This is a genomic window from Phycisphaeraceae bacterium (assembly GCA_020851465.1).
Classification (GTDB): domain Bacteria; phylum Planctomycetota; class Phycisphaerae; order Phycisphaerales; family Phycisphaeraceae; genus JADZCR01.
In genome coordinates, this window is record JADZCR010000003.1 from 1 (window position 1) to 22,380 (window position 22,380).

The window sequence follows — 22,380 nt, forward strand, 5'->3', positions numbered from 1 at the left end:
CACCGCGGCGAATCACGTCGAGGTGACCGTTTGTGAATGGGTCAAACGTCCCGGGGAAAACTGCGATCTTGGGCTTGGAGGCCATAACAAGGCGAGTATAAGGGATTTTACCCTTGCTCAGGAGGACTAGTGAGGACGTCCGAGAAATTGGACACAAAATTTTCTTCAATAACCACTGGCCGCAGCTTGCGCCAAATTGAATTCTTATGTGTCCGCCGAGCACGTCGCTCGGACGAATCTCGACGAGGCACCCATGAATCCACACCATCAGCTCCGCACGAACCGTACAAAACCGCGATAGGTAACGCGGTCAGGCGACGGCAGAGCATGGGGCGCGAGATCGGAACGGATGCTTACGTTCGGACCCCATCGGCTGCGTAGCCGGTGTGGAATACATCACCCTGGATCGGGCCTCGCACCGGTTTGCCTCCCCGGTCGAGGCCCTTTTGATTTCTGCATCTAATTTCGGTGCCAGTTAATACCACGCACCTTTACGCTGTCGGCGGCGATTGTGCCGAACTTCGGACATCCAAAATCCAAAGAGACGCGGACCACGCAGCCTGATCTCCACCTCCGCGGCTACATCCATCGATAGGCGGAGCCCTGCAAAGCTGCGTCACTTTCGGAGGAGATGCCGTCCCCCTGCCAACATCACATAGACGAGACGAAACTCGCGGGCGACCTAGTAGCCGAAGGTCGGTTTCTCGACGTGAAGGACTCGAATGGCAAGATGCAAAACCGCATTTCGGACATGGTTGTCATCAAGGCAACCAGATGCGAGATTACTTGAGATCAGCCGGCAATCTGATCGAGTGCAGTTAACAATGTCTGTAATTCCTCATTCGTATTAAACGGTCCCGGACTGATGCGCACCGCTCCTGATGGAAATGTACCGATGCGGCGGTGCATATAAGGCGAACAGTGAAGCCCAGGTCGAACCGCAATTTCAAAGCTATCGTCGAGTATCGAACCAACATCCGGGGCTTCATAACCCGCGATATTCAGCGATACAGTACCGACTCGGCGTGATGCGTCGCGCGTACCATAAATCGTAAACCGCGAGTCATTAGCGAATCGCTCGATGATCGCACGAACCATCGCCTGCTCATGTTTAAGCGTCTCGACCATCGAATGACTCATCACATAGTCGATACCCGCTGCGAGACCGGCAATGCCGACGGTATTCGGCGTGCCGCCTTCGAGGTAATAGGGATAAAGCGCCGGTTGTGTCGGTGTGGATGAATCTCCGCCTGTGCCGCCCTCTCGCCAGGCGCGCAACCGATTTTTTCGAGCAACTGCACGATCTAGATGTCCCGCTTCATGCGTCGCGGCGACGGCCTCCGCAGGCTCCGGACATCGGGTTCCCACGTACAAGCCGCCCGTTCCGGTTGGCCCCAGCAGCGACTTATGGCCGGGGAACGCCAGCAGGTCAACCGACATTTCCTTGATCGAAATCGGAACGACGCCCGCAGTCTGTGCGCCATCGAGACAGAACAGCACATCATGTTCCCGTGCTATACGACCAATCGCTTTTGCATCCTGAATCGTACCCAGCACGTTCGATGCGTGAGTCACGACAATCAACCGAGTACTTGGTCGAATAGCTTTTCGAATCTCATCGGGATCAACAAATCCATCGTCATCGCATGTGACACGGGTTAGCGTAATGCGCCCGGCATCGGCCATGGCCTGCAGCGGACGGCTAACGGAGTTGTGCTCCAGCACAGTGGTAATGACGTGATCATCAGAATGGCCATCTCCTGACAAAACTCCTTTGATCGCCATGTTGAGCGCATCGGTACAGTTCATGGCGAAGACCATGCGATGAAAATCTTCACCGTCGAACAGTCTTGTCAGCTTCAGACGAACGTCATCGAGCATGTGCTCTGCGGCAACGGCCATGCGATGCCCGGCGCGACCAGGATTGGCAGCCGCTTCAGCGAGGAATTTCCCAATGGCGTCGGTGACGCCGGGAGCCTTGGGAAATGAGGTAGCAGCATTGTCAAAGTAAATCATGAAGCAAATCCGATCCGCCGACATAGCCGGCGGCTCTCTGTAAATTTCATACGCTCGGCATCCCCTGCACGCGACGCCAGACGCTGATTTGTCCCAGGTGGGTCGATTCATGTACGAGCATCAGGTAAGGCAACGCCACGCCGATCTGCGGCATTGCCTCGCGCCAGCGTTCGAGCGGTGTCGTGCGATTCAGGGCACTTTCGCCGCCGGTGCGCAGTGCGTCGGCCACTTCGTTGTGTCCTCGCTCATACGCGCCGATGAGTTCATCCTTGCTTGCGTAGAGAGATGCATCGCTCTGCGGTTTGCTTTTCATGCCGAATATGTGGCCCCTGGGATCAATCACTTCCCGACCTGTGAGAATCGCAGTGATAACCGGATGGTAGATATTCATATGACTGAATATCCACGCGGGATGATTCATGTTGACTGCAGGTTGATAAGTCATGCGATCCTGCGGCAGGTCGGCAAGCAGCCGCTTGGCGTAGTCAAGATTGCGATTCCAGCCCAGGAGTAATCCGTCAATCCATACTGACATATTCTGGTCTCGTTAAGTAAGCGTTATTTATCTGGATTCTTAGCAAACACGAGCAACTGAGAGCAAAGCCTCACATTACAGAGGGATAACCCAGCGCGCGACGCCATGCGGACAACTGCCCCAGATGAATGCCGTCATGTGAAGTCACCAGAAGCGTCGCAAAGTCGCCGACCTTGGGGAATCGCGCGCGCATTTGTTCGGGCATCGGCTCATCGAGCTTTGCCGCAGATGCCTTGGAATAGGCTTCCGCAGCGCGGGCATTCGCTTCTTCGTAGGCTTTGATCAGCACGTCCTTCTTCGGATACCGCGATCCATCCGCCAGCGGCGAAGACTTGATGCCAAAAAGCTCGTCCCAGCCCGACGGCGTGGGAACTTCAGGACCGCCAAGAAGCTTGACCACATAATTATTTGAACACGCCAGGTGTCCAATCACCCAGGCTGCATGGTTCATCACACGCCCCGCCACTGGCTGAGCAGCCATACGGTCGTCGGGAATATCTTTGATGAGCAGACGCGCATAGTTCAGGTTGAACCGGTGAAGGTGAAGGATGTGTTCTTTCATCGTTAGCGCTCCCTGACGGGTTAATTCTTTTTCAAGTCTTAGCTCACGCACCGACGTATTTGGCGTAAATACTTTTGGCTGTATTGGCTTCTTTGGTTCCCTTCACGATCGCGCGACCATCGGTAAAGAGCGTCAGTTCATACGGCTCACCGTTGTCCTTGATGTCAGCGCGGAGCATGAACTTATTGACATTCACCGTGCCGTGCGGGCGCAGGCGCGAAGCAATCTCCTCAAAATTTAACTTTCCAGCTGTTGCTTTCTGGGTTAACTGCACAGCATTTCGGCCGCAGAGAGTCGTTGTCGAGCTGCCGAATTTACCTTCGAGAAAATCGAAGTTTCGCTTTTTGCAGCACTCGCACTCCCCGACATCGTAGGCCTTGGCAACCTTGAACTGGCGAACCGTGTTGTCCCACACGTCGATATTCAGCATCGTTTGACTGATTTGCTTCCAGTTACCTGTCAGCACTTTGATCGCTTCGATGCTCTGATAATTCGAGACAATCGAGACTACCGGTCCGAGTACGCCAGCGGTATCACAGGTCGGATTCAATCCCGGCGGCGGTGCCTGTTCGAAAATACAGCGCAGGCACGGAGTAGCCATCCCCGCTTTTTCCCACACGGAATCTCCCAACGGAGTGTGCGGAAGAATGGCGTAGGTTGCGCCGATAGTGCCGACAGCACCTCCGTAGATATACGGAACGCTGTGCTTGACCGCCGCATCATTGACGAGGTAGCGCGTCTCGAAGTTATCCACTCCGTCAACAATGACATCCACCTTGCCGTGGTTTCGAGAACGACCAAGATGGATTAGTTTTTCGATGTTGGTGTGATTCACATCATCGACAATCGCGGTCACTTCAACCTGCGAGTTAATCTGTGAGATTTTCCGCTTGGCGGCTTCGGCCTTGGGTATTGCGTCCCGTACGTCGATCTCATCAAAAAGAACCTGCCTCTGGAGATTGGTTATCTCGATGAAGTCGCGGTCAACGATGATAAGGTGGCCAACACCTGCGCGAGCGAGCATGTTGGCGATCACGGTACCCAGAGCACCGCAGCCGACGACCAGCGCAGAGGAACCAAGCAGCTTCTTCTGACCATCTTCACCAAAGCCGGGCAGGAGGATCTGACGATGATAGCGAGCTAGATCTTGCGTCATGGTCATTATTCGTTCTTTAGCTGAAAACCAGAGAAGGTGAAAACTACTCCGGCATGATGCGCTGCGTTAACCGGCAACATTACTGCCGCCTTCGACAGGGTCCACTTTCACCCCCACTTTCATGAGGTATTCGAGAGCACCTTCAATCTGTTTTTCATCTCCGGTGAACAGCACTGCCATGATGCCAATGTCCTTTTGCACGCTGGCCTGGCGGATATCGAACATCACATCGGGAAAAGCGCGGGACATTTTCCAGAGGCACGGCTCGTTCTGGTGGCCGCCCTCGAAGGTGAGCCAGCATTTACGGATTGATGTTGCCATGAAAGACCTGCTAGTTGGGAGTGTAAAGACGAACCGAACCGGGCCGCGACAATCAATCAGCCACCTGCAATCGCGGGAACGATCGACACCTCATCGCCGGGTTTCACAGCCGTGTCGAGATTATCGAGGAAACGGATATCCTCATCGTTGACGTACACGTTTATGAAGCGGTTCAGTTCGTCCTGCGTTTTGAAGAGCCGCTTGCCTAGTTCGGGGTACTGCGTCGTCAGCCCGCCGAGCACTTCACGAATGCTTGCGCCGGAGAATGAGACCACGTCGTTTCCGCCTGCCTGCGGACGCAGTGCGGTGGGGATGCGGATTGTTACGGTATTGGCTGTGGTGGGCATGTTGGGTTCTCGCTTCTGTTGCGGACTGCAACGGTAATCAAAGGCTGCGGATGATCCTGATTCAGGAGTTTACGCTCTGCGTGGAAGTTTTAGCGGTTTCATTAATCTCGTTCACAAGTTGCTCAAACTCGGTCATCTTCGCGTTGATCACCGGTGTCGCGGTAAATTGACCCGCCATGACTTCCACGGTTTTCAATCCGTTACCCGTGATGCAGACGCAGATTGATTCATCACGCGGGATTCGTCCCGACTGGATCAGCTTGATCGCGCAGGCAAGTGTCGTCCCACCTGCCGGCTCGGTAAAGATGCCCTCCGTGCGGGCGAGCAGCTTGATCGCATCGATGATTTCCGCATCACTCGATGACGCACCGTGACCGCCGGATTCACGGACGACCTTGATCACATAATAGCCGTCAGCGGGATTCCCGATCGCAATACTTTTGGCGATCGTCTGCGGTTTCTGCGGTTTAAAAAGATCAAGTCCCTGCTCGATGGCCTGCACTACCGGGTTGCACCCGGCTGCTTGCGCGGCGTACATCGCAGGCTTGTTATCCTCAACCAGGCCGAGCGTAATAAACTCCTGATAAGCCTTCCAGACTTTCGGCAGGATCGTTCCGCCGGCTACGGGGACCACCGTGTGACGCGGGAGTTTCCAGCCCATCTGCTCAGCAATCTCAAATCCGTGCGTCTTGGCCCCTTCGGTATAAAACGGTCGCAGGTTGACGTTCACAATCGCCCAGTTGTATTTGTCGGCAATCTGCGAACAAAGACGGTTCACGTCGTCGTAGTTTCCACGGATTTTTACAACCCGTGGACCAAACACCGACATGCCGACCATCTTCCCTTCTTCCAGATCATGCGGAATCATGACAAAAGCACGCAATCCTGCGGCAGCGGCGTGCGCCGCGACGCTGTGCGCAAGATTTCCCGTCGAAGCACAACCAACCGTATCGAAACCGAACTCAATTGCTTTGGTCAGTGCGACCGCAACGACACGATCCTTGTAGGAAAAGGTCGGATAGTTTGTCGAGTCGTCCTTAATGTAAAGTTCTTTGACTCCCAATTCCGCAGCGAGCTTGTCAGCGCGGATTAATGGCGTGAAGCCGGAACGCAGCCCCGCACGCGGCTGCCCTTCGATCGGCAGTAGATCTTTGTACCGCCACAACGAGCGCGGTCCACCCTCAATCGATGCTCGCGTCACCCGACCACGCGCTTTCTCATAATCGAAAGCCACCTCAACCGGACCAAAGTCGTGGTCGCATACGGTGCGAGGCTCAATCGGATAGAGCGCTTCGCATTCTTTACAGCGGAGTGCTTTAACGTAGCTCATGGCAATCCCGTTCCTCGAACCTGTCGTTTAGGCTGGTCACTGGTGCGACCATACTGCCTGTAAACAAAAGCCCCTTCTCATCCAGAGATAAGAAGGGGCATCGGTTCCAAGGGTGGAGCTTTTGCCGCCTCTTATCTTTCCTCCCTCACGAGGGCTTTCACCCAGCATGGAGAAGCAGGAGTTCGCACCATTTCCCTCCCTTAAATGCCCTGAAAGGCACGACGGAGGCGGTTGCGGTGGCTTCAACGGGCCTGTCCCTCAGCCACTCTCGATAAGACGCGAACCAGATTTTCAGAATACAAGTGTACGTTCAAAAGTCGTCAAAGTCAATGAATCCGCTCACCACGCAAAGTGGGCAAATGCCTTGTTGGCATCGGCCATACGGTGCGTCGTTTCACGGGTTGCGACGGCTTTACCTTCGTTCTTCGACGCATCCATGAGCTCTTTGCTTAGGCGGATGTACATCGGCTTGCCTTTTTCGCTGCGGGCAGCCTCGAGAATCCAGCGGAATGCCAGACTCTGCTGACGCTTGCGATTAACCTGCATTGGCACCTGATAATTGGCACCACCAACCCGCTTAGACCGTACTTCGACTTCAGGCTTCACGTTCTGGACCGCCTTTTCAAAAACTTCAAGCGCGGTCGGGTTGCCCTTGGTGCGTTTTTCGATCTCATCCATTGCCATATACACGACACGGAGCGCGACGGATTTCTTACCGTCGTACATGAGGCAGTTGATGAAACGGGATAGCGTCTTGCTGCCGTACTTTGGATCGGGGCGGAGTTGTGCGTCCGCGGAAGTGATGCGACCTGCCATATGAAACATCCTCTCGGATTTGACGGCTCATCCATTCCGATTCGTCGGAATCCTCTGTTCACCGCGAGATGGAAGACCTCACGATTACTCGCCGTCTGATGAATAAAATTGGAGCCGAACAATCGGCTGCCAATCGGAAACAAACCTGAATACTTACTTGCTCGACTGCTTAACGCCGTACTTGGAGCGGCCCTTCTTTCGACCCTCGACGCCAAGGCAATCGAGCGAACCGCGGACGACGTGATAACGCACACCGGGGAGGTCTCGCACACGACCGCCGCGCACGAGCACGATCGAGTGCTCCTGGAGGTTGTGCCCTTCACCGCCGATGTATGCCGTGACTTCCTTGCCGTTAGACAAGCGAACACGACAGACTTTCCGCAGCGCGGAGTTGGGCTTCTTGGGAGTTACGGTTTTGACCTGCAGGCACACGCCTCGCTTCTGCGGGCTTGCTTCAAGGTCTTTAACCTTACTTTTGGATAAAGTCGATCGGCGCGGGCTGCGGATCAGTTGGTTAATCGTCGGCATTCGCAAACTCTCCAGTCGCAATTGAGCCCAATAGTTTAGCGTAAAGTCACCTTGAAACGCAAATTGGCACTATCCGCTGCCCGGCAGTCCAACAAGGACCGATTCAATCTTGTTTCGCGGGGTCATTGTCAGGAACCGATGGCCGCCGATGAAGCCCGTTTTGCACCGCCCATAACGCAGCATATTTTAACTGAACTCCCAACGCTGCCTTTTGGGCGATGAGCAGGCCAAAGGTTCCGTCTATAAAACCAGCTTTAAGCCAGAACATTTTGCAGAACGCAAATTGGGGGCGGAACAACAGATCCCACCACCGGCATCGCTTTCCCTTCGCGAACATCTGCTCCGCCACTTCCAGCATCCTCGCGTCAATCCGCTTACCTGAAAAATAATCAGGCCATCCTGGTGAACCGACTCGTTTATGTTCCAGCCAACCGTGCTTGATACGCATGGAACGACTGGGTGTCGAAGGCAGTCGGTCTTCGTGCAAAGCGTGATTTGTCCATCGCACGCGGGCGCGATGAATCAGTCGCGACTGCCAATCCGGACTCCACGCTCGTACCTTTTTACCCATCACAAAATGACGTCGCCGCATGGATACAACATCCATACCCGCGAGTAATTCGGGTGAAAGATCACCAATGGCGTCCGCCAGATCTGCGGACACTTCCTCATCACTGTCGAGGATGAGGACCCAATCATTCCGACAAAGCGATGCGGCGAATTGCTTTTGCGCGGAGTAACCCCGCCAAGGTTCCCGATGAACTTGGACAGCAAATCGCTGAATAATTTCCAGAGTTCGATCCGCCGACCCGCTGTCCACCACCACGACTTCATCCGCCCATTTTGCGCTGGTGAGTGCTGCCTCTATTGTCGCTTCGTTATTACATGTGCAGATCGCGACAGATATCGGCGTCTTCGACGGCATGGGTTTGTCCTCAAGCCTTCGTATTGTCCAGCGTTGATGCAAGGATGACAAGCAGCAAGACTTTTATCGCAGGGCTTCCCTGTCCCACGATGTGACAGCCGGATTTTCAGCGACTTTCACGGAGAAGTTTTTCCAAGTGATCGACATGCTTCTTCATGGTCAGAGACTCCGACAGACCCTGCATGACTTCACGGCAGCGGTCTCGTTCTGCCGGGTCTGATAGCTCTGCCATGGCTGTCGCCAGAGCCTCAACATTACGCGGATCATCCACCACTCGCCCACGGCGTGAACCATTTGAAGGCAGGACTAGATCACGCGCTCCATTAAACGATGTCGTTACCACAGGAGTACCCATCATGAGCGATTCGATGACGACTTTGCTTGACGGGTCATAAAAAGTCGGGTGGACGGTTACGTCAGCGGCACAATACAACGCGGGCATTCGGCTGGATGTGCCGATCATGGTGACTTGCTCCTTGATTCCAAGCTGTGCCACCAGACGCTCCTGAACGTGCTCATTTCGACCTGCCAGTAAGAGGTGGGCACGTACTTTTCGTTGTCGGAGCCGTTGTATTGCTTGGAGAAGTTCGTTGACACCCTTAAGTCGCGGATTCAATGCAGCAAACAGATAGACCGTAACATCATCGGCAAGATTATGGCTCACGCGGATTTGTTGCCGCCATTGCAATCGCTGCGCCGCATCTACCACGGGCATCTCGGCTGCGTTTGGAATTACTGTCACTCGTGAAGTATCGAACCCATAATGACCTCGAAGCTGATCGGTCACGTATGAACTGATTGCTGCGATATGTTTCACCCGTGAACTTTTGAGTGTGCGCCGTTCCAGCATCAACAGCGATTGCTGTTTGATCGACGTCGCCAGCAGCAACCGTTTGCACAACCGACCTGCAAAGGTCGGTCGCATTGCGACATTACGGGAAATCGTCTCGCAAGTCATACCGCTGCGAGGCTGAAGCACCGTGGCTGGTGCTGTTGTGGTTACGGAAAGGCTGGCGTCAAACGTCCCACTATCGAGTTGTCGCTCAACCCAGCGAGAAAACCGGATGAGCTTGAATGCGCCTAACGAGCGGCGGCTGGAAAACCGCTTGATTTGCAAGCCGTCGTGCACAGCATTCGCAGCCCAGGCACATAGCACGGTGACTCGGTGACCACGTGCTGATAATTCGCGAACGATCTGGGCGGTTGAACGCTCCGCCCCCCCACCACCGGGATCGAATCGTTCGATCACAACCGCAAGGGACATCGCTTGACCTTGCGCCTCATTCATAACGTGATTACCATCCGTCCGCTTATGTGCTCGATTTGACGCTGAACCAACTCGGAATGAACAAGACTACTTCTTCGACGGAGTATAACGCCATGACCTGATACGGTTGCATTAATCTCCTGCCTCGCCGCGGACACCGATCAATGAACAACTCAACAACAAGTTAGTTTCACTCACGCTTGCGGAGTTTTCTCGTGGGAGCAAGTCATGAGCTTTGCCTTGCGGAGTTCGTCCTCCAAAGCGTCAACATGCCGCGCTAGCGATAGTTCGTTACGCATGGAACAACAAGCGGGTGAATTCGGATCACCACGCGGCATATTCGACATGGCAATCATCGCCTCTGTGACTGCGGTAGGATCTTGAATCTCTTTCACCACCCGTCCGGGTAATCCTGTTTTGTCCACCCAGTCACTAGCACCGTCAAAGATGCTCGTGACCACCGGCAATCCAGCACTCAAACCCATCAACACACTCGAACTAGCCGGATGACTTGGCGTCGGATGTACCACGACGTCAGCAGCAGCCAGCAGCGGCTGCGGGGCGGGGCTTGGACCAAGCATCCGTATCGCTTGACGCACCCCAAGCTCGGTGGCGGCCCTTTGCAGGGCATACGGCAGATTTCCAGCGATCAGTAGAACAGCCTTTGAGTTCCTCTGAACCACTCGGCTCATTGCCTCGAGCAGCGAGCTTCCGCCTTCAAGAGCGGGGGTTTCGGAAAGAAAAAGAAACACTTTCGCATCAATGGAAATCTTCAATCGGCTACGGATCGTGGTACGCCAACTGCGTTCCAATGCTTCATTGGCTGGAGGAAAGTCAAAGCCTCCTTGTCGCAGAATGATGCGATCAGGCGGGATCTCATAATGCCGGGCAATTTGTTTTTCGACATGAAGGCTGTGAGTGATGATACGACGGACCATCGGGTCGCTCATCGTGCGACGCTCCAGGTAACGCCGCACTCTCTCACGCGGCGACAATGCAATACGTAATCGACTCGATTGCTGAGAATCGACCAGCCGTTCGTGATACTCAACGACCAGTCCGCTCCGTGGTGACAAAACTGCTGCCGGTGCCAAAGTGGTCAGTGAAAGGCTCGCATCAAAGTTTCCTCGCAAGATCTCTGACCGCGACCAGCGAGCTAGGCGGAGAAATCGTCGTGATGCATGTTTCGGACCGCATCGGTGAACCGTCAGACGTTCGCAAAAAGGACGATCATCTGAATAACCCGAAAAGACGGTTACGTGATGACCTCGGCCAAGCAGTTCCTCAGCGATCCTTTCACCGGTTCCGGTCGCGCCTGCGTGCGAGGCTCCAAAGTGTTCGACGATAAGGGCTAGATGCATCGGCTCAATGGGTGACCTGATTGGCGTCCGTGCCTCTTGCGAGACAGGGGCGAAGACAGGTGATCGGTCAACCGCGAATTGGGAATTCACCGAGGGACCCTCACCTGTCCTCTCCTTGTGTTTAATCGGAGAGCAGAGCTCGATTCAAGTGTGTACGGGCGCAAGTCGCAGCAACGCGGCTGCCTGTTCAAAAACCATGTCCGGCGTAATCCGTCGCATACACGCCAATTCATCGGCAGTACCTTGCAACGGACAGACTTTTTTCTGACACGGCCCACAGAAAACTTTGACCATCACTTGCCGCTCGTGTTCAAAGCCGATCTGTGTCCACGCGGGATCGGTCGGCCCAAAGATCGTTACCACCGGCACACTAAGAGCAGCAGCGAGATGACGGGCGCCGGTGTCATTGGTAATCATCAGACTCGAACGGCGTATGACCGCCTTGAGCACACGAAGATTGACGCCGAGTTTTGGCAGATCAAGTAACGGAACGGTAGCGGCCTTGGCGACCTGATCCAGAATCGCTCGTTCCTTCGGAGCACCGGTCAGCGCGACGGTCGCACCTAATTCGCGGTGGCAGCGATCAGCGACCTGAGCAAATCGCGCGGGTTCCCACATCTTGGCATCCCCGTAGTTCGCTCCGGGATTGACCAAAACTAGTCGGCCACGCTCAGAATCAAATCCGACTGACCGCAACAGTCGTTCGGCAGCAACGTCATCCTCAGGTCGAGTGAAAATCTGCATCGATAAATCGGGATCAGTTGCGCCGAGATACCGTGTCAGACCAAGGTAATAATCGCGCGTGGGAACAGGGACAAATTTCCCCATCTCACGCCGTGGAAGCAGGCGATCACTGAGGAGAAATCCCCGGCCGTCGCGGTCGTAACCGACTCGACGCTGAATACCGGCCATACGAACCAACAGCGCGGTTTTGAAGCTATTGGGAAGCAGGACAGCGGTATCGAATTTTCCTGCCGCCAGTCGTCGAGCAAGATTAAACATGCCGATGCGTCGGAGGTCGCCCTTACCCTTTCGTGCTGGACGGATCGTAATGATGCGGTCCACCCACGGGCACGGATCAATGGCCGGCCGAATGACGCTGCGGGCGAGAATGGTGATCTGTGCTTTGGGGTAGAGCTGGCGCAGTGATCGCAAAGTGGGCATGGCCATGATGGCATCGCCCAGCCACGTCGGCATAACCACGAGCAAGCGATCAGCCTGCCTGTGCTGCGGAAGTTCACTCATTGTGCAAAGTATAACCCGCTGACAGTTCGCAATCGCGTCAACGGCTGAACATCAGCGTGGCGATCGTCGCCAGTTGCATCAGGATCGATGCAAACATCCACCTCATGAACACGCCATCCTCCGCCCGACCCATGACCAGTGCCCCGAGAAAACAGACTAACGCGATCATCTGAAGCAACACGGCGAAGGCTTTGATATAGGAAAAATCCTGCTGACCCGGCCGCTGATGGCGCAATTCCTGAAGGATCTGGCGCAGCGTCTCGCTGTCACGCGATGACTCAGCAATGGACGCTTCGCTTTGTGATGGAATCGTTGCGTCAGCAGTGGATTCGCGGGAATCCAAGGATTCGGCTGCTGAGACATTTCCAGTCGATGGCTGCAATGCCTCGCGGCTGGCGGGCGGACTTGCACTCCATGGTCGGTATGGCGTCGGGACGGGAGGCGGGGTAATTGTGACTTCCGCCGCACGAGCGGCGGCTTCTTTTCTCCGCGCTGCCTGTTGCCTCGCGTGAAGTTCCTCCGGTGATTCAGGTTTGCGCTGCTGGGCGATGATGCGGACAGCTTCGATCAGATTTTTTGCTGCATAATTGGGTATGGTGTTACCCGACAAGATTTGCCGCTCGCTGATTTCCGCAACACGCAGCGGGGTCATCTCCTCCGCGTCTTCTCGCAGAAGGATGGTGCGAGTTCCAGCCTTCGCACCGGCTTCAACATCGCGCATCTGATCGCCAATCGTCCAGCTCTGCGCCAGGTCGAGCTGGAGATCTTTTGCTGCCTGAAGAATCATTCCACAGTCAGGCTTTCGCCACGGGTGCTCACGACGGTAACGCTCAACTGTTCCTTCTGGATGGTACGGGCAATAGTAAAAGCGATCGATGATCGAGCCGCTGGTTGACTTGATCTGGTCAGCAAGTCGTTGATTAACCGCTTCGACATCACTCTCGGAATACTTTCCCCGTGCGACACCGCCTTGATTGGTGATCACGACGATTTTGTAGCCAAGCCCACGCAACGACGCGACAGCGGATGATGCCCCCTGGACAAGCCTGACCAGGTCGGGATCGCCCAAGTCGCCGTCGTTGTGGATCAGCGTGTTATCTCGATCGAGGAAAACCGCAGCATTCATTGGCTATCAGATTACCACGAACCAGCTTTGGACGATTACTTCCTGAGATGAATCAGGATGCGTCCGGTAATACCCGAATTGATCAACGGACCTGCTGCTGTTTGGTCCGTCGCTTTAATTCTTCACGTATTTCCGCCACAGCTTCGCTGACCGCGATATCGAGCTGGTCATTGACAATGAATCGATCGTAAACGCCGCATGAACGAGCCCGGGCGATTTCCTCTTTCGCTTTTTTGAATCGCCTCTGTATGACTGCCTCATCTTCACGCTGACGCTTGCGGAGTCGTTCGATAAGTACATTCTCGCTGGGTGGAAGGACGAAGATTGAAAATGCGTCCGGCATTTTTTCTTTAACCAGGATCGCGCCCTGCACATCGATCTCAAGAATCATCAGGCGGCCGGCACGGAGTGCGTCCTCAACCGCTTTACGCGGCGTGCCATAGAAGTTTCCAAAGACCTCCGCCGACTCGAGCAATTCTCCCGCATCACGAGCTCGCTTGAATTCCTCAACGGAGACAAAGTGGTAGTCCACTCCGGGTTTATCGCCCAGGCTTTGCGGTCGTGTGGTCATGGATACGCTGAAGTCACCGCCCAGCTCGCTCTCGACACGGTGCGTGATCGTCGTTTTGCCGACACCTGATGGTCCGGAAATAATCAGGAGCATTCCGGGAGGAGTGCCCGCTGCCGACTGTTGATCGCTGATAGATGTTTTTTTTTCGCAAGCCACTTGAATCGTCACGGTTGAGAAATTCCCTGATCTTCCGTCGAGACTCGTCACGGATTTCCGTTATCGTTCGGCACCGGCGGTCAGGAACAGCGTCGCCATTCGTACCGCCAGCCCATTGGTTACCTGCTGAAGCACGGTGCTGCTGGCACCATCCGCGACTGCGGAATCAAGTTCGATACCGCGATTAATCGGTCCGGGGTGCATCACAATGACTCCCGGCTTCGCTTTCGCCAGCCGTCGTGCCGTCAGCCCGTAAAAGGTCGCATACTCCCGTACACTCGGAAATGCCTGGCTGGTCAACCTCTCAAACTGCACCCGCAAAGTGTTAATCACATCAACGCGAGGAAGAACCGCATCGAGATCATTGGACAGCTCACACCCCAGGTCCGCAAAACCTCGCGGCAGCAGCGTAGCTGGGCCGACAAGAATGACCCTGGCTCCGAGCTTGCGCAGACCATGAATATTGGACCGCGCTACACGGCTGTGCGCGATGTCACCGACGATCGCAACGGTCAGCCCTTCAAGATTAAAATCCTTGTCCCGACTAAGCCGTCGAGCGATCGTGTAGATATCAAGCAAACCCTGCGTCGGATGCTCGTGCTGACCGTCGCCAGCATTGATCACCGAGCAACCCACGCTTCCTGAAAGTTGATGAGCTGCGCCGCTGAGGTGGTGCCTGACGACGATCGCATCGACTCCCATCGCCTCGATGTTTCGTGCGGTGTCACGCAGCGTTTCACCCTTATTGACGCTTGAAGTTTTTGCGGTGAAGTCGAGTACGTCAGCGGAAAGTCGGCTGGCTGCAAGATTGAAACTTGCACGGGTGCGTGTCGAGTCCTCGAAGAACAGGTTGACCACCACTCGGCCTCGCAAAGCGGGCACCTTTTTGATGCTTCGTGTGCTTACATCCTCAAAACCTCGCGCAGTCGTCAGAAGAAATCGAATGTCCGCGGCCGAGAGATGCTCGAGGCCGAGCAGGTGCTTATGAGGCCAGCGGTAGTTCGCCTGCTCCGTCATGCCTTTCCTGCCACTGCGGGCTGTCGTGAACGGACGATGATTTCGTCGTTCGCGTCGGTGGGTTTAACCTGTACGGCGACCACATCGCCGGCTTTGACGAGCTTAGCTTCGGGGCCGCGAGTGAGATCCATCGCCACATGATCCGGGGCGATAGGCAATTCTCGACCACCACGATCCACGAGGACGCTCAACCATACACGACGTGGACGACCGATGTCCATCAGCGATTGCAGCGCCGCCCTCACAGACCGCCCGGTCATCAGCACGTCATCGACCAGCACCACATTGAGACCGTCGATGCTGAAGGGAATCTCCGTCGTGCGAACGACCGCTGAGGAACCGATTTCGGACAAGTCGTCACGGTAAAGAGTGATGTCGAGCGATCCAACTCGATCTCCGAACTGGTCGCGCAGGCGTTCGGCAATCCGACCGGCCAACACATCACCTCGACTGCGGATGCCAATTAACGCCCATGATTCCGGCTCGCTGGATTTTTCGATATCCGCGCGGATCAGATCGGCCAATCGACTGATGAGTGAACCTACCTTTTGCTGATCCGCCAACACTTGCATCGAAGGAATGTTACCGGAGGAACAGACCACGCGAAAGCCCGCCCCGCCCTTACCGGGAATTATTCGATACCAGCGACTCACCGGCAACGATTTGTATTTGCACTGAGCTTTCGTCGATGCTGCCGCCAACCACGTCGTTTACACGAATCTTCAGTCGATATTTCCCTACGCTCAACCTCGCAGGTAGCCTGATCAATTGAACAACGAAGAAATCTCGGCGTCGGTTCCGCGAGCGATCCACGATCTCGGCTGTCGGTTGCTTCCAGACCGCCAGACCGTCGGATTCGTTGTACAGGACAATCTCCTGCGTCAGCTTGACCTGATACTGCCCTCGTGCGTCCTGTGTGGAGCGGAAATTTTCCAGTTCGGCATAGACGATCATCGGCTGCTCTCTGCCGGCAAGAAACGTGTTGGACTCAAACGTGTCATACACGCCAAAGCCACTCACCTTTCGACACAGCTGAATATTACTCATGTGCAGCGACGCCTCCCCCAGGATGGCTGTGAGCTGGTCGGATACCTCACTGGGTGACAACGATTGGTCACCTGATGCGAGCTTCTTCCCCAAAAGCATGATGGTGCGATGATAACGCAGCACCTGATCGCGCTGCGCCGGTGAAAGCGGTGCAAGGTCGGCTTCATCAAGCTTGTGGTCAGAATCAACCAGCGCCAGTGCGGCGGCACTGACCGCCTTGGCCATCGCTGGATCCTGACTCGTGCGAATATCCTTGAGTAAATTTTCAAGCAATGCCTGACGATCCAACACCGGCTGAATCGCGGCAGGCTGCGCTGCTGTATCTGTGATTGTCGTGCTGTCAGCATGGGTGGCTTCCGTGGGAGTGGTATCGCTTAATGCGGATGGCGGAGCCACGGCTGCGCGTGATCGAGATTTCTCGATCCATTCCACACGTTGCATATATGGAGGTGGTGTCGTCTCAGTCGCAGACACCGTTTCGGTTGTCGAAGCAGACTCATCACGTCCGTCACGGTTTTTTTTCATCGCCTCCGCGAGTCGCTGCGCCTGTGCTTCAACCTGCGCGGTCAGGTCTCCTACATTTGCGGAATCGACCTCGGATTCAAGACCAGCGGGCTGAGGTACGGATCTTTTCTTTTCGGCGGATTTAGCTTCGGCAGATTGAGCCGCAGGAAGCCGCTTCGCAAGATCGCGGGATGGCACAGGTGTTGAGGAACAACCAAAGGCGATCAGAGCAGAGACGCTGATCAAGCTACCTGATAGACACCAACGCCACGATGCTTTCCGCATTTGTGCCTCCATGCACTTTTAGATTGCCCAACGACCGGCTCCGCCGACCGTTCGATCCACTTTCTCCACATGTAACAAGAAAAGTAGATCTACTTTGATTATTTATCGCCTACCAAAGCGCAAAAACCTTCAAGATTTCGTACCGCGTCGCCTTGCCCGGACTTTGCGCGGACATCTAACTCCACAATGCGATCGAATAATTCCGACAGCTTTGATGGTGATACTGCCCGGAGAGCTTTTGTAAACACCTGCTGCCGTTCCTGCGGCCAAATCCGCAGTTCCCGACCGATCGCAAAATCATTCATCCCCTGTTGTTTAAGCCGCATTCCAAGGTAGAGTTTACGAATGATGTCAGCCGTGAAATAGGCGACAAGCACGTCCGGCTGGCCGGAGAGATCCACCAGCTCGTGCAGCATTTCGATCGACGGTTTCGCCCCACCACCACTGATTGTGTTAAGGATGGCTTCCTGGATTGACCACGCCTCCTCCTCACTGCTGCGACCAACAACCTGCTCAACCAGCTTAGCGGTGATCGGATTACCCTCGCCTGCAAGGACAGCGAGTTTGCCAAGCTCCCCATCGATCAGCGCGATCTCGGTACCCATGCGCTCGATCAACAGGTCGGCTGCTTGTAATTCCAGCGTGGTCTGATGATGAGTCTTCGCTCGGCGAAATATCCAATCTTTCACTTCGCCATGCTGCATCGGTTCACATTTTTCGACGAAGCCAACCTTCGCAACAAGCTTATCGAGATTGCCTTTATTCCACTTGATGCTTCGAAGCACCAGCGTAGCGGTATCCACCGGAGCGGCAGCGTAACGCTCCATCGCCTCACGATGATTCATCACAAATTGATCCGCATCATCCACGATAACGATCTTGAACGTCTGCATCAGTGAAAACGTACGTAATTCATCAAGCACATCCGACAAAGCGGCTGACTTGCCATCGTAGGTGAGGATTTCGAGCGATCCGTGTACAGCCTCCAATGTCGCACGGAGAGCCTCGATGGCTTCACGCTTGCGCATCTCCTCAGAGCCATAAAGGATCGCGATGCGAGTATCGGCTGACGGGCCATCGCTGGTAGCAGCTTTACGAGCCATGAAGAAATGGTAACACGTGTCAATGGATCACGAGCAAATTATCCAGCACCCTGATCATTGCGGCCGCCGGTCAATCGCTCCGACCATGTATCGAGGTGATCGTGCCTGGTCAGGTCGAACCGAAGCGGGGTGATCGTAATGTATTTTTTGTAAATGGCGTCCACGTCGCTGTCGGCTGGTGTGTGATGGAACTTCAAGTCCGGCACGGCAGTAAACATTCGGTCCCCACCCATCCGCAGCTCATGATGATATTCGTCCACGATGGGACTGGTCGATGCGGGAACCACACGAGTACCGATCGGTTCGGCACCATCATCGAGTACGGGAATATTGACATTGAGAACCGTGTGCTTTTCGAGCTGGTGTTCGATGATCTGTTCGATTACGCGCCGTGATATTTCCGTCGCGCGGGACCAGTCGGTTTTTTGCGGGTGGCCGATATGCAGACTCATGGCGACAGCGGGTATGCCCATGAATCCCGCTTCCATTGCTGCGGCGACCGTACCGGAGTAGATCACGTTGATGCCGATATTCGCACCGGAGTTAATCCCGCTGAGTACGAGATCCACCGGCCCGGGAATCAGATTTGAAATCGCCAGCTTCACGCAGTCCGCCGGCCGTCCATCAACCGCGATCCCCTCGAATAGCGGGTTGCCTTTGGGGGAATGGCCTGCCTGCGTGTGGGTAAGGATCGGGCGGTGAAGTGTCACCCCGTGACTCATCGCGGACTGCACCGTGGAGGGAGCAACGACGAAGACCTCACCAAGATGGCTCGCTGCCTCATAAAGCGCAGCAATTCCCGGAGCGGTGATGCCGTCGTCATTGGTCAGGAGGATGCGCATAGGCCTGCTTATACCTGATCCAGCCAAGGAAAAGGCCGGTCGTTAAACCGGCCCTTGAGAAAACTGCGGCATACCAAGAGAGAACTCACGTCCCCTCTGCGGCCTTTTCCTCGGCCTTGGTCTCGGCGGCTGCCGGAGCGGACTCGCTACGGCTCTTACGGAGCTTGGCGGCGACCTCCATCCGGTGATTCGCCTTATCACGCCGACGCGAATATTGACCCGAAACCGTCGGACCGGTTTCATTCTGAGGTATCAGTTGCAGCACGACAAGATCGCTGCCGTCACCAATGCGATGACGCGCGAGTTTGACGATCCGTGTGTATCCGCCGGGCTTATTGGCATATTGCGGAGCGATTTCATCAAACAGCTTCTTCACGATACGCGGGCCGCCCTTAAGCTCGCCGTACTTATTCCGCTTCACTGTCTCATCACGATCGTTTTTAACGATGATCTGATCCCGCCCCAGCGCGCTGGTAACGCGCCGACGGGAGGCGAGGTCGCCCTTACGAGCTGCCGAGATGATCTTCTCGATAAACGATTGGACACTCTTGGCCTTGGGTCGGGTCGTGGTGATTTGGCCGTGCGTAAATAGCGCGATCGCGAGATTGCGTCGCAGGGCGCGACGATCTTCTGCGTCACGGCTGAGTTTGTAACCGGCTACTGCGTGTCTCATAAGTTACCTTCCAGACAGAATACGTTAGAACAACTTGCGGGAGGATCAGCGTATGCGGCTCGATGGGAGCCTCGCCATCCCGGCACCGGCGGCTTTACGCCGACGCCGTCGTGGACTTCTTGAACTCCTCAGGCACATTCATACCCAGTGACAAACCCATGTCGGTAAGTTTACGCTTCACTTCGCGCAACGAAGTTTTGCCGAACGAGCGAACCTTGAGAAGATCGTTCTCGGCGTGTTGCACGAGCTCACCGACCGTTGCCAGCTTAGCTGACTCAAGGCAGTTACTCGCGCGGACTGAGAGATCCAGCTCGCTGACGGGCATGCGGAGCTTGCGGAGAAGCTCCTCATCCACGCGGGCCGCAGCCGAAGCACTTTCGCTGGCGGTAGCGGAACCAAGCTCGAAATACTGAACGAACGGGTTGAGGTGCTTGCGGAGGATCTTCGCAGCCTCGACCAATGCCATTTCCGGGCTGATCGTGCCGTTGGTCCAGATTTCGAGGGTCAGACGGTCGTAGTTGGTCTTCTGACCGACGCGGGTATCTTCGACTTTGTAGCGCACACGGGTCACGGGGGAGAAGATCGCATCTACCGGAATGATGCCGACTTCCTGGTCTTCATTGGCGTTGTACTGTTCGCTGGCCGGGACATAACCACGGCCCTTTTTAACCGTGAATTCCATGTCAAAATCGACCTGCTTGGTCAACGTCGCGAGCACCATTTCTTTGTTGTGGATAGTGACGGAAGTGTCGGCCTCGATCAGATCGCAGCTCACTTCGCCGGGGCCTTCCGCCTGAAGGCGCATGGTTTTGGATTCCTCGCCGTCGAGGCTGACGATCATGTTCTTGATATTGAGGATGATATCAGTCACATCCTCCATCACGCCTTCGAGACTGGTGAACTCGTGCTGCGCTCCCTTGATTTTGACCGCGGTAACCGCAGCTCCCTCAAGTGATGAGAGCAGGATGCGGCGCAGAGAGTTGCCGACCGTTGTACCGAAGCCTCGCTCGAAAGGCTCGACGGAAAACTTACCGTAAGTGTTCGTGTTGAGATTCAAGTCAGGGGTCACCCGGCTCGGAAGCTCAAGACCTCGCCATCGCATTCTCATAGCAATCTCCAAAGCCAGCAGATTCCATAGTGGACTTCAGGATTCACGTCCGGCGGTGCGCTGCTGGGCCACGCCGAGGACTTCTGTTCCTGAAGAAAATAATCAGTAGTCAAAATCAGAAACTCGATTGGGAGCTTCTGATATCCAAAACATCAAAACTTAGACGCGGCGACGCTTTCGCGGCCGACAGCCGTTGTGCGGGATCGGAGTGTGGTCTTCAACCGCGGTGATTTTGAGTCCCGCTGCCTGAAGAGCCGTTACAGCCGATTCGCGGCCGGCACCGGCACCGTTGACGCGGACTTCGATTTCCGACATGCCGAACTTCTTGGCGGCGATGGCGGCTTCTTCGGCAGCGCGAGTCGCGGCGAAAGGCGTGCTCTTGCGCGAGCCCTTGAAACCAACGGTGCCCGCTGATTGCCAGCAGAGCGTCTCGCCGTTGACATCGGTAATGGTGACCTGGGTGTTGTTGAACGAAGCCTTGACATACGCGATGCCTCGGCTGACGTTCTTGCGGACCTTTTTCTGTTTCTTGGCCATAGTATTCCTCGAAGTTGCAGACGATTCCTCTGGGAATCTCGCTTCGGTTTGAGGTTCTGATCGTCACGACAACCTGTCGCGGCGATTTCACGATCCAACGGGTTATCCCCGCATTATTTCAATGCCTTGACGCCCTTCTTGCCGGCGACCGTCTTCCGCTTGCCCTTGCGGGTACGTGCATTAGTACGGGTGCGCTGACCGCGAACAGGCAAACCACGGCGATGACGATCGCCGCGATAGCAGCGAATATCACGCAGACGCGCGATATTCTGTGAAACCTGGCGGCGAAGTGCGCCTTCAACGACGTAGTTTGCCTCGATCAGCCCCGCAATCTGCGCGAGCTGATCTTCGGTAAGCTTATTCGCGCGGACGTGGCCTTCAATGCCAGCCTCTTTAAGGATGATTTCCGCGTTGGTCGGACCGATGCCGTAGATGTATCGCAGAGCGATACGAATAGGCTTGTTGTCCGGGATGTCCATACCTGCGATACGGGGCATGCGATACTCCTGAGAAGTTCAAATGTCTGGATCAAGATTCACATTCATGAGCCGGTCGGCTAGATGCTGATGACGAGCCTTGTGCTTCTGATCCGAAGGGGTTATCCCTGCCTTTGCTTGTGTTTGGGGTTAATGCAGATGACGCGCACGACGTTTTTACGGCGAACGATCTTGCAGTTTTCACAGATGCGACGGATGCTGCTTCGGACTTTCATGGTTTCACCTTCACGATCGCGACCACGGGTCGCGGCCTTGCCTTGTGTAATGTTCAGTGTCGATACGTGATGCGGCCTTTGGTCAGGTCGTACGGACTGATGTCCACGGTCACCTTGTCTCCCGGAAGGATACGGATGTAGTTCATCCGCATCTTGCCGGAAATATGAGCTACGATCTCAGGCTTGTTGGCCGTCTCCAGCCGCACGCGGAACATCGCGTTGGGCAGAGCGTCGATCACTTCACCTTCGACCTGGATTTTTTCTTCTTTGGGCATTCGTTACACCGCAGC

At 55.2% G+C, this 22,380-nt stretch carries 27 protein-coding genes and 1 riboswitch; all 27 genes read right to left on the reverse strand.

Translation table 11 applies throughout. The features are described from left to right. Nucleotides 1–268 (reverse strand): adenylyltransferase/cytidyltransferase family protein (locus IT444_03295; protein ID MCC7191786.1); only part of this gene is annotated, 268 nt, incomplete at its 3' end. 524 nt (nucleotides 269–792) lie between these two features. Beyond that, nucleotides 793–2,016 (reverse strand): aminotransferase class V-fold PLP-dependent enzyme, encoded by a 1,224-nt coding sequence (locus IT444_03300; protein MCC7191787.1) that lies wholly within the window; start codon nucleotides 2,014–2,016, stop codon nucleotides 793–795. 46 nt (nucleotides 2,017–2,062) lie between these two features. Continuing rightward, a complete protein-coding gene (locus IT444_03305) occupies nucleotides 2,063–2,551 on the reverse strand; it encodes a DinB family protein (protein ID MCC7191788.1) in 489 nt (162 codons plus the stop codon). A 70-nt stretch (nucleotides 2,552–2,621) separates the two neighbouring features. Further along, nucleotides 2,622–3,113 (reverse strand): DinB family protein, encoded by a 492-nt coding sequence (locus IT444_03310; protein MCC7191789.1) that lies wholly within the window; start codon nucleotides 3,111–3,113, stop codon nucleotides 2,622–2,624. Nucleotides 3,114–3,156: 43 nt separating this feature from the next. Further along, the gene (locus IT444_03315) at nucleotides 3,157–4,269 is read right to left on the reverse strand and encodes a ThiF family adenylyltransferase (protein ID MCC7191790.1); all 1,113 of its coding nucleotides are present in this window, start codon (nucleotides 4,267–4,269) and stop codon (nucleotides 3,157–3,159) included. 66 nt (nucleotides 4,270–4,335) lie between these two features. Beyond that, a complete protein-coding gene (locus IT444_03320) occupies nucleotides 4,336–4,590 on the reverse strand; it encodes an NIL domain-containing protein (GenBank protein ID MCC7191791.1) in 255 nt (84 codons plus the stop codon). Nucleotides 4,591–4,646: 56 nt separating this feature from the next. Beyond that, a complete protein-coding gene (locus IT444_03325; GenBank protein ID MCC7191792.1) occupies nucleotides 4,647–4,937 on the reverse strand; it encodes a MoaD/ThiS family protein in 291 nt (96 codons plus the stop codon). A 61-nt stretch (nucleotides 4,938–4,998) separates the two neighbouring features. Continuing rightward, nucleotides 4,999–6,267, reverse strand: coding sequence for a threonine synthase (locus tag IT444_03330; GenBank protein MCC7191793.1), 1,269 nt, complete (start codon nucleotides 6,265–6,267; stop codon nucleotides 4,999–5,001). Nucleotides 6,268–6,395: 128 nt separating this feature from the next. Further along, nucleotides 6,396–6,545: riboswitch (SAM riboswitch) on the reverse strand. A gap of 61 nt (nucleotides 6,546–6,606) precedes the next feature. After that, nucleotides 6,607–7,083, reverse strand: coding sequence for a 30S ribosomal protein S7 (gene rpsG, locus IT444_03335; GenBank protein ID MCC7191794.1), 477 nt, complete (start codon nucleotides 7,081–7,083; stop codon nucleotides 6,607–6,609). Between the two features lie 153 nt (nucleotides 7,084–7,236). Beyond that, entirely contained in the window at nucleotides 7,237–7,611 is a 375-nt protein-coding gene (locus IT444_03340; protein MCC7191795.1) for a 30S ribosomal protein S12, read from the reverse strand. Nucleotides 7,612–7,714: 103 nt separating this feature from the next. Next, on the reverse strand, nucleotides 7,715–8,536 hold the full coding sequence (locus tag IT444_03345) for a glycosyltransferase family 2 protein (protein MCC7191796.1): 822 nt from the start codon (nucleotides 8,534–8,536) through the stop codon (nucleotides 7,715–7,717). 106 nt (nucleotides 8,537–8,642) lie between these two features. Further along, complete coding sequence (locus IT444_03350) at nucleotides 8,643–9,824, reverse strand: glycosyltransferase family 4 protein (GenBank protein MCC7191797.1); 1,182 nt, start codon at nucleotides 9,822–9,824, stop codon at nucleotides 8,643–8,645. A 173-nt stretch (nucleotides 9,825–9,997) separates the two neighbouring features. Further along, nucleotides 9,998–11,164 carry a glycosyltransferase family 4 protein gene (locus IT444_03355; GenBank protein ID MCC7191798.1) on the reverse strand — a complete coding sequence of 389 codons (1,167 nt, stop codon included), beginning with the start codon at nucleotides 11,162–11,164 and terminating at the stop codon, nucleotides 9,998–10,000. A 144-nt stretch (nucleotides 11,165–11,308) separates the two neighbouring features. Continuing rightward, nucleotides 11,309–12,409, reverse strand: a complete 1,101-nt coding sequence (gene waaF, locus IT444_03360; GenBank protein MCC7191799.1) for a lipopolysaccharide heptosyltransferase II — start codon at nucleotides 12,407–12,409, stop codon at nucleotides 11,309–11,311. A 37-nt stretch (nucleotides 12,410–12,446) separates the two neighbouring features. Next, a complete protein-coding gene (locus tag IT444_03365; protein MCC7191800.1) occupies nucleotides 12,447–13,535 on the reverse strand; it encodes an HAD family hydrolase in 1,089 nt (362 codons plus the stop codon). Nucleotides 13,536–13,617: 82 nt separating this feature from the next. Beyond that, complete coding sequence (gmk, locus tag IT444_03370; GenBank protein MCC7191801.1) at nucleotides 13,618–14,274, reverse strand: guanylate kinase; 657 nt, start codon at nucleotides 14,272–14,274, stop codon at nucleotides 13,618–13,620. A gap of 48 nt (nucleotides 14,275–14,322) precedes the next feature. Next, entirely contained in the window at nucleotides 14,323–15,279 is a 957-nt protein-coding gene (locus tag IT444_03375; protein MCC7191802.1) for an aspartate carbamoyltransferase catalytic subunit, read from the reverse strand. Then, on the reverse strand, nucleotides 15,276–15,851 hold the full coding sequence (pyrR, locus tag IT444_03380) for a bifunctional pyr operon transcriptional regulator/uracil phosphoribosyltransferase PyrR (protein MCC7191803.1): 576 nt from the start codon (nucleotides 15,849–15,851) through the stop codon (nucleotides 15,276–15,278). The genes IT444_03375 and pyrR overlap by 4 nt, the downstream gene beginning before the upstream one ends. Before the next feature lie 49 nt (nucleotides 15,852–15,900). After that, nucleotides 15,901–17,115 (reverse strand): hypothetical protein, encoded by a 1,215-nt coding sequence (locus IT444_03385; protein MCC7191804.1) that lies wholly within the window; start codon nucleotides 17,113–17,115, stop codon nucleotides 15,901–15,903. Nucleotides 17,116–17,213: 98 nt separating this feature from the next. Next, nucleotides 17,214–18,218, reverse strand: a complete 1,005-nt coding sequence (holA, locus tag IT444_03390; protein MCC7191805.1) for a DNA polymerase III subunit delta — start codon at nucleotides 18,216–18,218, stop codon at nucleotides 17,214–17,216. A 38-nt stretch (nucleotides 18,219–18,256) separates the two neighbouring features. Further along, complete coding sequence (gene surE / locus IT444_03395) at nucleotides 18,257–19,060, reverse strand: 5'/3'-nucleotidase SurE (protein ID MCC7191806.1); 804 nt, start codon at nucleotides 19,058–19,060, stop codon at nucleotides 18,257–18,259. Between the two features lie 85 nt (nucleotides 19,061–19,145). After that, nucleotides 19,146–19,733 (reverse strand): 50S ribosomal protein L17, encoded by a 588-nt coding sequence (rplQ, locus tag IT444_03400; protein ID MCC7191807.1) that lies wholly within the window; start codon nucleotides 19,731–19,733, stop codon nucleotides 19,146–19,148. Between the two features lie 94 nt (nucleotides 19,734–19,827). Next, nucleotides 19,828–20,841 (reverse strand): DNA-directed RNA polymerase subunit alpha, encoded by a 1,014-nt coding sequence (locus tag IT444_03405; GenBank protein MCC7191808.1) that lies wholly within the window; start codon nucleotides 20,839–20,841, stop codon nucleotides 19,828–19,830. Nucleotides 20,842–21,000: 159 nt separating this feature from the next. Beyond that, entirely contained in the window at nucleotides 21,001–21,378 is a 378-nt protein-coding gene (gene rpsK, locus IT444_03410) for a 30S ribosomal protein S11 (protein MCC7191809.1), read from the reverse strand. Between the two features lie 113 nt (nucleotides 21,379–21,491). Beyond that, the gene (gene rpsM, locus IT444_03415; GenBank protein MCC7191810.1) at nucleotides 21,492–21,875 is read right to left on the reverse strand and encodes a 30S ribosomal protein S13; all 384 of its coding nucleotides are present in this window, start codon (nucleotides 21,873–21,875) and stop codon (nucleotides 21,492–21,494) included. A gap of 101 nt (nucleotides 21,876–21,976) precedes the next feature. Further along, nucleotides 21,977–22,090 carry a 50S ribosomal protein L36 gene (rpmJ, locus tag IT444_03420; GenBank protein MCC7191811.1) on the reverse strand — a complete coding sequence of 38 codons (114 nt, stop codon included), beginning with the start codon at nucleotides 22,088–22,090 and terminating at the stop codon, nucleotides 21,977–21,979. Nucleotides 22,091–22,143: 53 nt separating this feature from the next. After that, entirely contained in the window at nucleotides 22,144–22,365 is a 222-nt protein-coding gene (infA, locus tag IT444_03425) for a translation initiation factor IF-1 (GenBank protein ID MCC7191812.1), read from the reverse strand. Nucleotides 22,366–22,380: the final 15 nt, after the last annotated feature.